This is a genomic window from Flavobacterium branchiarum (genome assembly GCF_030409845.1).
GTDB classification, from domain to species: domain Bacteria; phylum Bacteroidota; class Bacteroidia; order Flavobacteriales; family Flavobacteriaceae; genus Flavobacterium; species Flavobacterium branchiarum.
This window is the reverse complement of sequence record NZ_JAUFQQ010000003.1, coordinates 1,728,544-1,743,727: the sequence shown is the minus strand read 5'-3', so window position 1 is coordinate 1,743,727 and position 15,184 is coordinate 1,728,544. Positions and strand designations below refer to the sequence as shown.

At 36.0% G+C, this 15,184-nt stretch carries 13 protein-coding genes, 2 tRNA genes and 3 rRNA genes; 8 read left to right on the top strand and 10 right to left on the bottom strand.

Annotation, left to right across the window (positions count from 1 at the left end; genetic code table 11):
• Window positions 1-3 precede the first annotated feature (3 nt).
• From QWY99_RS08280 to QWY99_RS08260, 5 genes are all read right to left on the bottom strand, one after another.
• Window positions 4-435: a hypothetical protein gene (locus QWY99_RS08280; RefSeq protein ID WP_290263627.1), complete on the bottom strand. Its 432-nt coding sequence runs from the start codon at window positions 433-435 to the stop codon at window positions 4-6.
• Between the two features lie 121 nt (window positions 436-556).
• Entirely contained in the window at window positions 557-955 is a 399-nt protein-coding gene (locus tag QWY99_RS08275) for a hypothetical protein (RefSeq protein ID WP_290263625.1), read from the bottom strand.
• Window positions 956-1,081: 126 nt separating this feature from the next.
• Window positions 1,082-1,321, bottom strand: coding sequence for a hypothetical protein (locus tag QWY99_RS08270; RefSeq protein WP_290263623.1), 240 nt, complete (start codon window positions 1,319-1,321; stop codon window positions 1,082-1,084).
• Between the two features lie 226 nt (window positions 1,322-1,547).
• The gene (locus QWY99_RS08265) at window positions 1,548-2,528 is read right to left on the bottom strand and encodes an RHS repeat-associated core domain-containing protein (RefSeq protein WP_290263622.1); all 981 of its coding nucleotides are present in this window, start codon (window positions 2,526-2,528) and stop codon (window positions 1,548-1,550) included.
• A 323-nt stretch (window positions 2,529-2,851) separates the two neighbouring features.
• The gene (locus QWY99_RS08260; protein ID WP_290263620.1) at window positions 2,852-3,085 is read right to left on the bottom strand and encodes a hypothetical protein; all 234 of its coding nucleotides are present in this window, start codon (window positions 3,083-3,085) and stop codon (window positions 2,852-2,854) included.
• Between the two features lie 437 nt (window positions 3,086-3,522).
• Between QWY99_RS08260 and QWY99_RS08255 the strand changes: the two genes are divergently transcribed.
• The 8 genes from QWY99_RS08255 to QWY99_RS08220 all read left to right on the top strand — a co-directional run bounded on the left by QWY99_RS08255 (window position 3,523) and on the right by QWY99_RS08220 (window position 9,452).
• The gene (locus QWY99_RS08255; RefSeq protein WP_290263618.1) at window positions 3,523-3,972 is read left to right on the top strand and encodes a GNAT family N-acetyltransferase; all 450 of its coding nucleotides are present in this window, start codon (window positions 3,523-3,525) and stop codon (window positions 3,970-3,972) included.
• A 116-nt stretch (window positions 3,973-4,088) separates the two neighbouring features.
• On the top strand, window positions 4,089-4,946 hold the full coding sequence (locus QWY99_RS08250; RefSeq protein ID WP_290263615.1) for an EamA family transporter: 858 nt from the start codon (window positions 4,089-4,091) through the stop codon (window positions 4,944-4,946).
• A gap of 3 nt (window positions 4,947-4,949) precedes the next feature.
• Window positions 4,950-5,447 (top strand): DNA-deoxyinosine glycosylase, encoded by a 498-nt coding sequence (locus QWY99_RS08245; RefSeq protein WP_290263613.1) that lies wholly within the window; start codon window positions 4,950-4,952, stop codon window positions 5,445-5,447.
• A 95-nt stretch (window positions 5,448-5,542) separates the two neighbouring features.
• Window positions 5,543-6,112: a pentapeptide repeat-containing protein gene (locus QWY99_RS08240; protein ID WP_290263611.1), complete on the top strand. Its 570-nt coding sequence runs from the start codon at window positions 5,543-5,545 to the stop codon at window positions 6,110-6,112.
• Between the two features lie 42 nt (window positions 6,113-6,154).
• Window positions 6,155-6,679 (top strand): GNAT family N-acetyltransferase, encoded by a 525-nt coding sequence (locus QWY99_RS08235; protein WP_290263609.1) that lies wholly within the window; start codon window positions 6,155-6,157, stop codon window positions 6,677-6,679.
• 391 nt (window positions 6,680-7,070) lie between these two features.
• Window positions 7,071-7,832, top strand: coding sequence for an MlaE family ABC transporter permease (locus QWY99_RS08230; protein ID WP_290263607.1), 762 nt, complete (start codon window positions 7,071-7,073; stop codon window positions 7,830-7,832).
• Window position 7,833: 1 nt separating this feature from the next.
• Window positions 7,834-8,610 (top strand): ABC transporter ATP-binding protein, encoded by a 777-nt coding sequence (locus tag QWY99_RS08225; RefSeq protein WP_290263605.1) that lies wholly within the window; start codon window positions 7,834-7,836, stop codon window positions 8,608-8,610.
• Window positions 8,611-8,630: 20 nt separating this feature from the next.
• On the top strand, window positions 8,631-9,452 hold the full coding sequence (locus tag QWY99_RS08220; protein WP_290263603.1) for an MlaD family protein: 822 nt from the start codon (window positions 8,631-8,633) through the stop codon (window positions 9,450-9,452).
• 428 nt (window positions 9,453-9,880) lie between these two features.
• Here the strand turns inward: QWY99_RS08220 and rrf are convergent.
• The 5 genes from rrf to QWY99_RS08195 form a co-directional block, all read right to left on the bottom strand.
• Window positions 9,881-9,990, bottom strand: a 5S ribosomal RNA gene (gene rrf / locus QWY99_RS08215).
• 156 nt (window positions 9,991-10,146) lie between these two features.
• Window positions 10,147-13,031: ribosomal RNA gene (locus QWY99_RS08210) — 23S ribosomal RNA — on the bottom strand.
• Window positions 13,032-13,231: 200 nt separating this feature from the next.
• A tRNA-Ala gene (locus QWY99_RS08205) sits at window positions 13,232-13,305 on the bottom strand.
• 88 nt (window positions 13,306-13,393) lie between these two features.
• Window positions 13,394-13,467: transfer RNA gene (locus tag QWY99_RS08200), tRNA-Ile, on the bottom strand.
• A gap of 120 nt (window positions 13,468-13,587) precedes the next feature.
• A 16S ribosomal RNA gene (locus tag QWY99_RS08195) occupies window positions 13,588-15,101 on the bottom strand.
• Together the 16S, 23S and 5S rRNA genes with 2 tRNA genes alongside form the textbook arrangement of a ribosomal RNA operon.
• Between the last annotated feature and the right edge of the window lie 83 nt (window positions 15,102-15,184).

The window sequence follows — 15,184 nt, the reverse complement described above, 5'->3', positions numbered from 1 at the left end:
AATTTATTCTTTTAAAAAAAAATATAAATTAGGGAAAGCACTTTTAAAGTTTTTTCCTTTAACTAAAGAATTGTTGCCATATTCTAATCCAACATCTATATAAGAGTGGATTATTTTTTTTTGCTCACTGTTTATTTTTGAAATGGCTTTTATGTATTCCGTTTCACCTAATGTTGTAACTAGATCAACAATAACTGCCCCGTGATCATATCCAACGGCATTGTCAAACTCTAATAACGATATTTTTTTAATTGAATTTTCATCGCCCGTGAGGGCTTTCCTTAATAATTCACAATAATTAATAGATTTTTCATTTGCAACTGTACTTAACAATACACTAACCTCTATATTTTTTACAATACATTTATTGCTGCAAGAGTTTATAAGTAATAGTAAAATGCACATACGCATAATTATATAAAAATTAGTTCTCATTATTCTTGTTTTCCCCAATCATCTTGAAATTTCTCATTTAATTTTATTTGTCAATATACTTAGATGGAATGGGGGAGATTCCGTGCGGCATTTGGCTACATATCCAAGCAATAGTACGTTGTTATTCTTTTCCTAAATTACTATTCTCAATATCTTCTCTAGAAAATCCTGCATTTAAAATCGCTAGTGTATCGGTGATTTCTTTTGAATAATTACCTCTAACTATTTCAGGAGATTCAGTCAAATATTTCATTTCATAAAATTTGCCAATATGTTTATTTGAGATTTTTTTTTCTAAAGCAGTTTCAAAAGATTTATATTTACTATTCATAATAACATAAGATATGAATATAGTTGAAGATTTAGGATATTTTACAATACTGTCAATCCTGCCAATTGTTACTAGACCATTTTCTTCTAATTTATTTTCGTATTTATAACTTCGTATCTGATTATACGAAACAAAAATAAAAAAAGCTGTCAAAAATAATAACGGTATAAAATTTCTCTTATTTATCATAATTAATCTAATATTTTTGGAGCAACATTTGCTCCAACTGCTACAAATCCTTTAAAATATTCTATGACTACTGTCTCTCCAAAACTTGAACCTGAAAAATAGTTGTCGGTTGCCTTTCCAAAAAGATTACTTATAAACTTGATCTCCACACTCAAAATTGAAACTCAATACAGTATCTTTTTTATGGATACTAAAGATAAGTTCGCCCTCTTTTTTTATAAGAGTATCACCAATTTCAATGTGTTCCTTGTAATCTGCCCACCATCTGTCACTAGATGCTGAATTACAATCACACTCTTCTTTACTTAGTGGATTAATTCCCTTGTAATTAAATTTCCCATCTCTTAATCCTGGGATTTTCTGCACAACTAGTAAACATTCATCGGCTCTGAAATTATCTGCTAGTGAATCACAATTATATGTGGGTCCACAAGAAAAAAAACATATACAAATACTCAGAAAAATACTATATCTCATAATTTTATATTTAAAATAATCTATTTGTTTTTGTGGTTCCATAATTACCTCCTACAGTTGGTTTAACATTATACTGAATACCATTAGAAATAACTCCCGAATTTGTTTTTTCAAACTAATTTTTTTTACTATTATAAATTGCGCTTTGAGAATGAGTCGCTCCCCAATTACCATAAGTAGCGCCACCTCCTAAAGAATAGCCTTCTATTCTATCAAATAAACTATCGGTACCTTTAAACCCTGATTGATTGTATTTATCAATAATATCAATTGAAGCGCCAAAATTCCAATCAAAGCCAAAAGTAGAAGAAACGCCCACTCCAGTAGAAGCAAATCCAGCAAATTTATTGGTATTACCATTAAGCACTAAATTAAGACTCATATTATAAGTTGTAAAATTATAATCGACAGAACCCGAAACGGATAGTCCGTATCCATCAGGGGTATAGGGAGAATAAGGGTTTTTACCGTCAATATATTTATAGGTATCGAAATAACCTTGGTAATACGATGTTTTTTTATAACCCTTAATATTAACATTATTTAATGCAATAGTGTTACCTAAATCTTTCGCTCCATTCTGTCCTATCCAAGTAGTCGTAGCTTTATTGTATTTCCAACTACCACTACTATCAGTATGAATAGCTCCATCACTTGCGTCTACACCAGTAGGAGGTTCTGCAATCATACCTGTTGGATCAACAAAATTTATAGGATTATTGAAAGCATAAACATACGAACCATAATTAGGCATTTTTTCACCTAATGGGTCTGGAGATATCCATCGTCCTACAGCATCGCCAATAGGTTGTGCATAAGGATCTGTAGGGTCATGAATTATGCGTCCAACAATTTGTTGGTTCTTTACATGCCAGCGGACTCTACCAATAGTGACGATACTATCTAGGTCGTGAACTTCGAGATATTTTCCGTTACTCAACGTTGCAACATGCGCTTTTGAGCCGTATTTAGCAAATGGATTTCCTGCTAGAACATTTTTAGCTCTTCTTTCTTGTTCTTCTTTTGACAAAATTTCCTGTGCTGAAACTACATTAAAACTAAGGACTAAAAGTATTAAAAAATAAAGGTTTTTCATGAATTTTATTTTGGTTAAAATAGTATAAATTCTAATTAAATTAGACTAATTCCTACAATGTAATTATTTTTAATAAATTAATACTGTTAAATTTAGAATTTAACACAAAAAGCAGACTTAAGCGATGCCGATTATTACGATAGAGAAAGTATTATTATAACCGATTTTAAAAACAAAACTCTTGTTTATATTATCTTATTTATTAAACCAAAAACCTAAAAATCAAAGTACTTAGCACCAAAAAAAAACAACTATTACTAGTGAAAATCAAACAAAAAAAACCTCGATTTTTAAAATCGAGGTTTAAGCTATAATTAGAGTTTTTACTCTACATCCAAATAAGGATTTAAAATTTCGGCTAATTTATTTAGCCAATAAAAGCTGTTTTCTAAAGTAACTGTTTCATTTTGGAAAATTTCATTTTCCCTAATAGCTCCCAAGGCAAGTAGATGATTTGCTTGTCTTATCGCCTTAGCCATTTCTTTTGGATCGATTGTGTTGTTGAAAAAATTCATAAGCCTTGTTTCGGCTTCTTTCGAAAGGTTGTTTGTACTCATATCTTGACATTTTAGTGAATATAGAACCCATGTTAGTATGATGTATGAATTGATAAAAGCGTTGGCTCCTTCTCAATACCATAACCATGTTACAAGGGAAATTTTATTTTAATATTAATGTGAAGATTTTAAGAATTACAAACGTAAGAAAAATTACCTAATAAATTCGATTTTTTAATAAAAAAGTAATAATTATTATACTTAAAAATACACTTATGAAATTCAGCAAAGGAATCAAAAAAATCTTATAATTATATTTTATTACAAACTTCTCTAAAAAGACATCGTGGTTTGCTCATTGTATTTTATAATCTCAGTATCAAATTTACAAATCTGTCTGTTAACAAAACATAAAATTATATGTTTGAATTTGAATATGTGTAGTTAACTACATATATTTGTGTGTAACTATTTTCTTAAAGTATAAAATCAATAAAATGGATAATAAATCAAATTGCACTTTAGCACATATAATCAAAACGGAATTAATTAATGACAAAGATCAAATAGATCTTGCTTTCTTTATCCGCAGACAAGTATTTGTCGAAGAACAACATGTAACTGTAGAACGCGAGTCTATGGATGATGCTGAGTCGGTTCACTATTTGGCTACATATAATGAATTACCTGCTGGAGCTGCCAGATACAGAAAAACTACTAAAGGAACTAAAATCGAGCGAATTGCAGTTTTAAAAAATTATAGAGGCAAAGGTATTGGTGAAGCAATATTACTTCAAATTTTAGATGATGTAAAATTGGATGAAAAAATATACTTGCATGCACAAGTCAATGCAATAGAATTTTACAAAAAAAATGGTTTTAAAGAAACCGATAATTATTTTGTAGATGCAGGAATCGAACATGTCGAAATGGATTTCGTTAAATAAGCTTCCTTTAAAAGAAAATTAAAAGCCTTCAAAATAGTAGTTTTGAAGGCTTTTTTAATAAAATAGAAGTAAATTTGGAGCAAATAATTTATTTCAGAATAAACTAGAAAAAATATATGCTATTTCTAATATTAAGTATTTTATGCAGTGTAAGTGTTGGTGTTTTGTTTAAAATAGCACGTAAATACAATACCAATAATTCTCAAATCGTTGCTTACAATTATATCTTTGCTCTTACACTTTGTTATATTTCATTTAGTCCAGATATTACGACCATTAAAGCTTCAGCTCCTTGGCCTCTTTATATCGTAATTGGAATTTTATTGCCATCGATCTTTCTTTTTTTGGCTCTCTCCATAAAACATATGGGAATTGTAAAAACTGATGCTGCACAACGCCTTTCGTTATTTATTCCTATTCTCGCGGCTTGGTTATTATTTAAAGAAGAATTTAATGTTCTTAAAATAGTAGCGTTTTTAATTGCAATGCCTGCCTTGCTTCTTATTCTAAATAAACCCACAGAAAAAACAACTAATAAATGGATTTATCCTGCAATAGTTCTTTTAGGATTTGGAATAATTGATATCCTTTTTAAACAAATTGCTACCTACACCGACCTTCCCTACACGACTTCATTATTTGCCATTTTTGCAATTTCAATGATTATAATGATTGTAGTTGTTATGTACGAAACCCTTTTTAAGAAAGTAAAACTAACAACCAATAACATCCTTTTTGGAGGATTAGTAGGTATTCTAAACTTCGGTAACATCCTTTTTTATCTAAAAGCACATAAGGAGTTTGCCAATAATCCTTCGACCGTTTTTGCTGGAATGAATATGGGAGTAATCATTATAGGAAGCCTTATTGGTATTTTAATATTTAAAGAAAAACAATCTAAACTCAATTACCTTGGTCTTTTGTTAGCGTTAATAGCTATTATTTTAATTGTAATTTCTCAAAATAGCAACTAATAAATGGAAAGCTATTCTTTTGAACCTATAGCATCACCAAATGCCTCTATTTTGATTCTTGGAACAATGCCAGGAATAAAATCTTTGGAATTAGGTCAATATTATGGTCATAAACATAATAACTTCTGGAAAATTCTATTTACTATTTTTAAAGAAGATTTGACAGATGATTACGAAGCTAAAAAAGAATTCATCATAAAAAACAATTTAGCAGTCTGGGATGTTTTAAAATACTGCGACAGAATTGGAAGTTTGGATAGCGCTATCAAAAATGAAATAACAAACGATTTTGATGCTTTTTTAGAGGAACATCCACATATTAAAACGATTTTATTCAATGGTCAAAAAGCAGCTGCTTTCTTTAAAAAGTATATTAATCTAAATGATAATTATAAACTAATTACGCTTCCATCTACTAGTCCAGCAAATGCAAGTAAATCATTTGAACTAAAGCTTAAAGAATGGAACGTAATTTTAGAATTGCAATCCCCATTAATATAAATAAAGAGGCTAAAAATTAAAACTGAATCCTGAATTCATAAATAAATAATTTTGTTTATTTGTACTAACAAATATACTTCCCCTTAACTATTAGCATGACAGACTATTTCCTTGATAAAGAATACAAAAACATCACTTATAATATAGATGATTTGAATTTCAAGGATTTTGAATGCTGTACTTTTAACAATTGTAATTTCTCTGCTTGTACTTTCGTGGCCGTTACTTTTATTGATTGTGTATTTAATAATTGTACATTTAGTGAAGCCAAAATAAACTATGTCGCTTTTAGAACCGTTACTTTTAATGACTGCGAAATTAAAGATGTAAACTTCGCCATGTGTGATAAACTTATATTTGAAGTTAACTTTAATAATTGCGTTTTAGATTTTTCTAAGTTTTATACTTTAAAAATAAAAGGAACGACATTTACTGATTGTAGTTTGATTGCTGTAGATTTTATGGCTAGCGATATCACCAATGTAGTTTTTGATAATTGCGACTTATATCGCTCCGAATTTGATAAAGCAATTGCAAATAAAGCCGATTTTAAAACCAGTTACAATTATACAATCAACCCATCTAGAGTTAAACTAAAAAAAGCTGTTTTTGCTTTAAAAGAAGTCAAAGGCTTACTTTTTAAACATGATATTATAGTGCACTAATTATTTTATATATTTACTTATTCCATCGAATTATATAAAATCATGAATACTCAAGAATATACCATCCGAAATGCTAAAACTATCGAGTTTGAAGAAATCGGAAAACTTATGGTTCTTATTTATTCACAATTAGAAGGTTTTCCAAATCAATCAGAGCAACCCAACTATTATAAAATGCTTGCCAATATTGGCGATTTGACTCATAATCCCGAAACACAACTTTTGGTTGCCGTTACAAGCGATGATAAGATAGTTGGTGGCTTGGTTTATTTTAGTGATATGCAATTTTATGGTTCTGGCGGAATAGCAACCAAAGAACAAAATACTTCTGGCTTTAGATTATTAGCCGTAAATCCAATCAATAGAGAGCAAGGAATTGGAAAACTCTTAATAAAAGATTGTATTGAAAAAGCCAAACACAAAAAGCACCATCAATTGATTATTCATTCGACTAAAGCAATGCAAACAGCTTGGAAAATGTATGCGCGATTGGGTTTTAAAAGATCCGAAGACTTAGATTTCATGCAAGGCGAACTTCCTGTTTTTGGATTCAGACTATTGCTCTAAGCAAAAACGCATACATTTAGCTCCGTAATTTACTAGTCTAGTTTATTACAATTTCTGTTTGGCAAAAGCCAAATTATTTTTTATTTATCACATCCTCCACTCTAAATTTCACCTTTATAATATTCACTATGAAAATTATATAACTATTTTTTAAAGTTATATAATAGAATTAGCATGTAAAATAATGACCTTTATCAATATACTTTTAAGCATAACTCATACTAAATCAATTATTTGAAAAACAAATTTAAATAGTTCGATTTTAAAACAATCTAATTCTTTAAAAAATAAATTCTAAGGACGAAATATATTTTTTAACAGAAACGAGATTATTACATTTTTTAATACTCAGTAAGATTATAAAATGATTTTCACCAACTAAAAATATATTATGGCAATTTTATACTTTAAAAATACTTTTACAGATATAGGCGATGTGACACTTTTTACCAAAAAGTTTTTCAAAGAAGTGTTTATTCCTCCCTACGAGGCCAAAGAATTCTTCAGGCAATGTTATCTCATAGGTTATAAATCGCTTCCGTTAGTGGCTATTACAGGCTTTATTATGGGATTAGTACTCACACTACAAACAAGACCAACTTTGGCAACCTTTGGAGCGGAATCTTGGTTGCCCGGAATGGTCGCCTTATCCTTAATTAGAGAAATTGCCCCTGTAATTACAGCATTAATTTGTGCTGGAAAGATTTCATCAGGAATTGGAGCTGAGCTAGGTTCTATGAAGGTTACCGAACAAATAGATGCAATGGAAGTCGCTGCGATAAATCCGTTTAAATATTTAGTTGTAACACGCATTTTAGCCACAACATTAATGGTACCGCTTTTAGTCATTTTTGCAGATGCAATCGGAATATTAGGCGGTTATCTTGGAATGACGATTCATAGCGATGTAAATGCATATCGATATATTTCACAGGTTTTTGAATCGTTAAGCTTTATAGATATTATCCCTGCAACTATAAAAACTTTTTTCTTCGGTTTTTTCATAGGAATGATTGGTTGTTATAAAGGTTTTAATGCCTCAAATGGAACCGAAAGTGTTGGTAAAGCAGCAAATTCTGCCGTAGTAACGGCTTCATTGACCATTTTTATTTTAGATATGCTAGCAGTACAAATCACAGATTTATTCTTTTAATATGGAAACTAAACAAGAAAATATAACTCAAAAAGTTGCACTCAATAAGCGAACTCCTGTAATCGAGATAAAAGATTTACACAAGTCTTTTGGTGATAATGATGTATTAAAAGGCGTAAATCTCACTGTAAATAAAGGAGAAGACTTAGTGATATTAGGACGCTCAGGCGAAGGAAAATCAATAACTATAAAATGTATTGTAGGATTGGTAATTCCTGATAAAGGAAATATAAGCGTTCTAGGAGAAGAGATAATTGGATTAAAAAGAGCTGAACTTAATAAAATAAGAGTCAAAATTGGATTTCTTTTCCAAAGTGGTGCTTTATATGATTCGATGTCAGTAAGAGAAAATTTAGAGTTTACACTAAAACGACATTCTAAAGAATTAACCCCTCAGGAAATTGATTCGCAAATTATTGATGTTCTCGATAGTGTAGGCTTAGCAGATGCTATAGATAAAATGCCCTCAGAATTATCTGGCGGTATGCGAAAACGAATTGGTCTTGCTCGTACATTAATAATGAAACCTGAAATTATTTTGTATGATGAGCCCACCACTGGACTTGATACTATTACGTCTAAAGAAATAAGCGAACTAATCTTAGATATTAAAAAGAAACGTAAAACTACTTCAATAATTATTACCCACGATATGTCTTGCGCCAAATTAACTGCAGATCGAGTTATGATTTTAAAAGATGGTGTAATACATGCAGAAGGAAAATACGAAGAATTAGAAAAAAGTGAAGATGAATGGGTAAGATCATTCTTTATATAAACATTTAACAATAAGAAATTATGAATAAGGAATCAGGATTTAAATGGAAACTAGGAATGTTTGTAACAATAGGTTTAATCCTTTTTATGCTAACTATTTATTTTATTGGAAAACAACAAAATTTATTTGGCTCAACATTCAATATAACATCAACGTTTAAAACCGTAAGTGGTTTGCAAGTGGGAAACAATGTACGTTTCTCAGGGATTAATATAGGTACAGTAGAAGACATACAATTAATTAACGACTCATCTGTAGTTGTAAAATTAGTTATTAAAGATGAAGTCCGCCAATTTATAAAAACAGATGCTAGAGCAAGCATTGGTTCAGAGGGATTAATGGGAGATAAAGTCTTAACCATTTCGCCTGGTAATAATTCAACTAGAATCATTGCTGACAATGGCAAAATTGTCTCTATAGACGCCATAGAAATGGATGACATTATGAAAAGTGTGAAAAAAAGCGTAGACAATGCAAGTGTAATATCCGAGGAGCTTGCCGTTTTTACTCATAATATGAATAATGGTGACGGTGCATTATCAAGGTTATTAACCGATCCAAAACTTGCGAACACATTAACTAAAACCATTACCAATTTAGAAAGCGGTACACAAGGATTTAGTCAAAACATGGAAGCAGCCAAAAGTAATTTCTTGTTCAGAGGATATTACAAAAAAAAGGAAAAAGAAAAAGAGAAAGAAAAAGAGAAAGAAAAAGAGAAAGAAAAGGATAAAGAAGAGGCTGATAAAAAAGCAAAAGAAGAGAAAGAAAAACTAGAGAAGACAAAAGAAAAGGATAAAAAAGAAGATACTACAAAGGAAAAAGATAACACAAAAAAATAATATAGGAAACACTTTTACTTTTCACTTTAATAAATTTTTGAAACTGATTCTTTTCGAGCTACTCTACATAGAAAATTAGAAAGCGATTTCCTAGTTCTAAAAAAGGGATCAATACGAAAACCTGTGGAGTAACAAGAACTTTATTTGTTCGAATTTTTTTATTCATTTTTTTTTTTTACCACAATCTTGTCTTTCTGAGGCACGAAGAACCTCCTTAATAAACTAACGCAAAGTATTCCTAGATTGTCGAGCAACTGGATGCGATTATTATGTCTATTTACTATTGCACGGAACTTCGACAAGATTGGTAATAAAGGATTCTTAAATAAACCTATTTTGTGTTAGTTACTTGCGGAGATTCTTCGTTCCTCAGAAAGACAAAATTGGTCAAAAAAAAAACCCTGTTTCGTTAGAAACAGGGTTTTAAAGAAAGGCGACGACATACTCTCCCACATAACTGCAGTACCATCTGCGCAGGCGGGCTTAACTACTCTGTTCGGGATGGGAAGAGGTGAGCCCCGCCGCAATAACCACCTTAAGGTCGTTAGTTGCTTTGGACAACTTTTGAAATAAGAATTAACAATTTATAATTGATAATTAATAATTACAATAATATCTTAACACACTGAGATAAAGAAAAAATATAATTTATTTAGAAAGTTTCTCCCCCACACCGTAGTGTGGGGAAAAGGGTGTACATAAGCTTACGGATTATTAGTACTACTCGACTATGACATTACTGCCTTTACATCTATAGCCTATCAACGTGGTCATCTCCCACGATCCTTAAAAGAAATCTCATCTTGTGGTGGGTTTCGCGCTTATATGCTTTCAGCGCTTATCCCTTCCAAACGTAGCTACTCTGCGGTGCTCCTGGCGGAACAACAGATACACTAGAGGTTTGTCCAATTCGGTCCTCTCGTACTAGAATCAGATCCACTCAAATTTCTTGCGCCCACAGTAGATAGAGACCGAACTGTCTCACGACGTTCTGAACCCAGCTCGCGTGCCACTTTAATGGGCGAACAGCCCAACCCTTGGGACCTTCTCCAGCCCCAGGATGTGACGAGCCGACATCGAGGTGCCAAACCCCCCCGTCGATATGAGCTCTTGGGGGAGATCAGCCTGTTATCCCCGGCGTACCTTTTATCCTTTGAGCGATGGCCCTTCCATGCGGAACCACCGGATCACTATGCTCTACTTTCGTACCTGATCGACCTGTATGTCTCTCAGTCAAGCTCCCTTATGCCATTGCACTCTACGCACGGTTACCAAGCGTACTGAGGGAACCTTTAGAAGCCTCCGTTACTCTTTTGGAGGCGACCACCCCAGTCAAACTACCCACCAAGCAATGTCCCCCGCAATCACGGGGTTAGGCCTCAGATAAACAAAGGGTTGTATTTCAACAATGACTCCACAACGCCTAGCGACGCCACTTCACAGTCTCCAACCTATCCTACACATCATTTATCCAAGGTCAATACTAAGCTATAGTAAAGGTGCACAGGGTCTTTTCGTCCCACTGCGGGTAAGCGGCATCTTCACCGCTACTACAATTTCACCGAGCTCATGGCTGAGACAGTGTCCAGATCGTTACACCATTCGTGCAGGTCGGAACTTACCCGACAAGGAATTTCGCTACCTTAGGACCGTTATAGTTACGGCCGCCGTTTACTGGGGCTTCAATTCAATGCTTCTCCGAAGATAACATCTCCTCTTAACCTTCCAGCACCGGGCAGGTGTCAGGCCCTATACTTCATCTTACGATTTTGCAGAGCCCTGTGTTTTTGATAAACAGTCGCCTGGACCTCTTCACTGCGGCCAGCATTGCTGCTGGCGACCTTTCTCCCGAAGTTACAGGTCTATTTTGCCTAATTCCTTAGCCATGAATCTCTCGAGCACCTTAGGATTCTCTCCTCAACTACCTGTGTCGGTTTACGGTACTGGTACTAATTACCTGAAGTTTAGAGGTTTTTCTTGGAAGCCCTTAGGCGCACTATCTCTTCAACCGAAGTCTCCGAGTACTATCGTATTTCCCCAAGCCGTGTGGATTTGCCTGCACAGCTTATAGGTAGGTACTTCAACGAACTATTCCGTCAGTTCGCGGCGCTTTCATCACTCCGTCACCCCATCACAGTAATTAGTAGTACGGGAATATTAACCCGTTAGCCATCGACTGTCCCTTTCGGGTTCGCCTTAGGACCAGACTAACCCACAGCTGATTAGCATAGCTGTGGAAACCTTAGTTTTTCGGTGTGCGGGTTTCTCGCCCGCATTATCGTTACTTATGCCTACATTTTCTTTTCTAACCAGTCCAGCATACCTTACGATACACCTTCAACCCTGTTAGAATGCTCCCCTACCACTTACAGTAAACTGTAAATCCATAGCTTCGGTAATATGTTTATGCCCGATTATTATCCATGCTCGTCCGCTCGACTAGTGAGCTGTTACGCACTCTTTAAATGAATGGCTGCTTCCAAGCCAACATCCTAGCTGTCTGGGCAGACAAACCTCGTTCTTTCAACTTAACATATATTTGGGGACCTTAGCTGATGGTCTGGGTTCTTTCCCTCTCGGACTTGGACCTTAGCACCCAAGCCCTCACTGTTGTGAAACATTATATAGCATTCGGAGTTTGTCAGGAATTGGTAGGCGGTGAAGCCCCCGCATCCAATCAGTAGCTCTACCTCTATATAACTTTATGCACAACGCTGCACCTAAATGCATTTCGGGGAGTACGAGCTATTTCCGAGTTTGATTGGCCTTTCACCCCTACCCACAGGTCATCCGAAGACTTTTCAACGTCAACCGGTTCGGTCCTCCACTGTGTGTTACCACAGCTTCAACCTGCCCATGGGTAGATCACACGGTTTCGCGTCTAACACTACTGACTAAAGCGCCCTATTCAGACTCGCTTTCGCTACGGATCCGTGGCTTAACCACTTATCCTTGCCAGCAACGTTAACTCGTAGGCTCATTATGCAAAAGGCACGCCGTCACCCCACGAAAGGGCTCCGACCGCTTGTAAGCGTATGGTTTCAGGATCTATTTCACTCCGTTATTCACGGTTCTTTTCACCTTTCCCTCACGGTACTGGTTCACTATCGGTCTCTCAGGAGTATTTAGCCTTAGCGGATGGTCCCGCCAAATTCAGACAGGGTTTCACGTGCCCCGCCCTACTCAGGATACCACTATCCTTTACACTCATTACCTATACGGGACTATCACCCTCTATGGTTCTACTTTCCAGTAGATTCTAATTCTTTGTGCAAGAAATCTCGTGGTCCTACAACCCCAATCATGCCGTAACATGGTTGGTTTGGGCTAATCCGCGTTCGCTCGCCACTACTTACGGAATCACTTTTGTTTTCTTCTCCTCCGCCTACTTAGATGTTTCAGTTCAGCGGGTTTGCCCACCTATCGGTGTACTATGTCTTCAACATAGTGGGTTGCCCCATTCAGGTATCTACGGATCAATTCGTGTGTGCCGATCCCCGTAGCTTTTCGCAGCTTATCACGCCTTTCATCGCCTCTGAGAGCCAAGGCATCCCCCATACGCCCTTATTTTGCTTATTGTACCAATCATAATTTAATATGACCGTTTTTTTTTGTTTTTATATTTTGTATTGCTACTCAATAAAAACGCTTTCTACTTTTTATTATTTTCTTATCTCAATATGTCAATGAACTTTTTCTTTTTAGATTAAGAAAATAGAGATTAGAGTATAGACTTAATCTATATTCTTTTTTTCTATATTCTATCTTCTTAAAGATAGTGGAGAATAACGGAGTCGAACCGTTGACCTCCTGCGTGCAAGGCAGGCGCTCTAGCCAGCTGAGCTAATCCCCCATTTTTAAAATGATGATGAATTATGAGTTATGAATTCACTCATAAATGCTCAACTTCTAAAATTTCCTTTTATTTAAGTTTTAAATAGTAGTCCCGGGCAGACTCGAACTGCCGACCCCTACATTATCAGTGTAGTACTCTAACCAGCTGAGCTACGAGACTCTGTTTTACTTAAATTTATTATTTGAACTAACAGCAGAGTAATATAATCTTTAGAGATGAACCTTTAGTATCTTTCGTCTTCTTTCCCTAGCGTGCATATAGCTAACACTAAGGCTCTAGAAAGGAGGTGTTCCAGCCGCACCTTCCGGTACGGCTACCTTGTTACGACTTAGCCCTAGTTACCAGTTTTACCCTAGGCAGCTCCTTGCGGTCACCGACTTCAGGCACCCCCAGCTTCCATGGCTTGACGGGCGGTGTGTACAAGGCCCGGGAACGTATTCACCGGATCATGGCTGATATCCGATTACTAGCGATTCCAGCTTCACGGAGTCGAGTTGCAGACTCCGATCCGAACTGTGACCGGTTTTATAGATTCGCTCCTGGTCGCCCAGTGGCTGCTCTCTGTACCGGCCATTGTAGCACGTGTGTAGCCCAAGGCGTAAGGGCCGTGATGATTTGACGTCATCCCCACCTTCCTCACAGTTTGCACTGGCAGTCTTGTTAGAGTTCCCGACATGACTCGCTGGCAACTAACAACAGGGGTTGCGCTCGTTATAGGACTTAACCTGACACCTCACGGCACGAGCTGACGACAACCATGCAGCACCTTGTAATTTGTCTTGCGAAAAATCTGTTTCCAAATCGGTCAAACTACATTTAAGCCTTGGTAAGGTTCCTCGCGTATCATCGAATTAAACCACATGCTCCACCGCTTGTGCGGGCCCCCGTCAATTCCTTTGAGTTTCATTCTTGCGAACGTACTCCCCAGGTGGGATACTTATCACTTTCGCTTAGCCACTGAGATTGCTCCCAACAGCTAGTATCCATCGTTTACGGCGTGGACTACCAGGGTATCTAATCCTGTTCGCTACCCACGCTTTCGTCCATCAGCGTCAATCAATTAGTAGTAACCTGCCTTCGCAATTGGTATTCCATGTAATCTCTAAGCATTTCACCGCTACACTACATATTCTAGTTACTTCCTAATAATTCAAGTTTAGCAGTATCAATGGCCGTTCCACCGTTGAGCGATGGGCTTTCACCACTGACTTACTAAACCGCCTACGGACCCTTTAAACCCAATGATTCCGGATAACGCTTGGATCCTCCGTATTACCGCGGCTGCTGGCACGGAGTTAGCCGATCCTTATTCTTACAGTACCGTCAAGCTGGTTCACGAACCAGGGTTTCTTCCTGTATAAAAGCAGTTTACAATCCATAGGACCGTCATCCTGCACGCGGCATGGCTGGATCAGGCTTGCGCCCATTGTCCAATATTCCTCACTGCTGCCTCCCGTAGGAGTCTGGTCCGTGTCTCAGTACCAGTGTGGGGGATCTCCCTCTCAGGACCCCTACCCATCGTAGCCTTGGTAAGCCGTTACCTTACCAACTAGCTAATGGGACGCATGCTCATCTTTTACCGTTGTGACTTTAATTGCTGAATGATGCCATTCTGCAATGCTATGAGGTATTAATCCAAATTTCTCTGGGCTATCCCTCTGTAAAAGGTAGATTGCATACGCGTTACGCACCCGTGCGCCGGTCTCTGCTCCCGAAGAAGCATACCCCTCGACTTGCATGTGTTAAGCCTGCCGCTAGCGTTCATCCTGAGCCAGGATCAAACTCTTCATCGTATATTTTTTATATTATATTGCGACTCAGATTCTATCGGTTATATTCAAATCTTGCGATTCTATTACTCTTTATTATTTGTTTC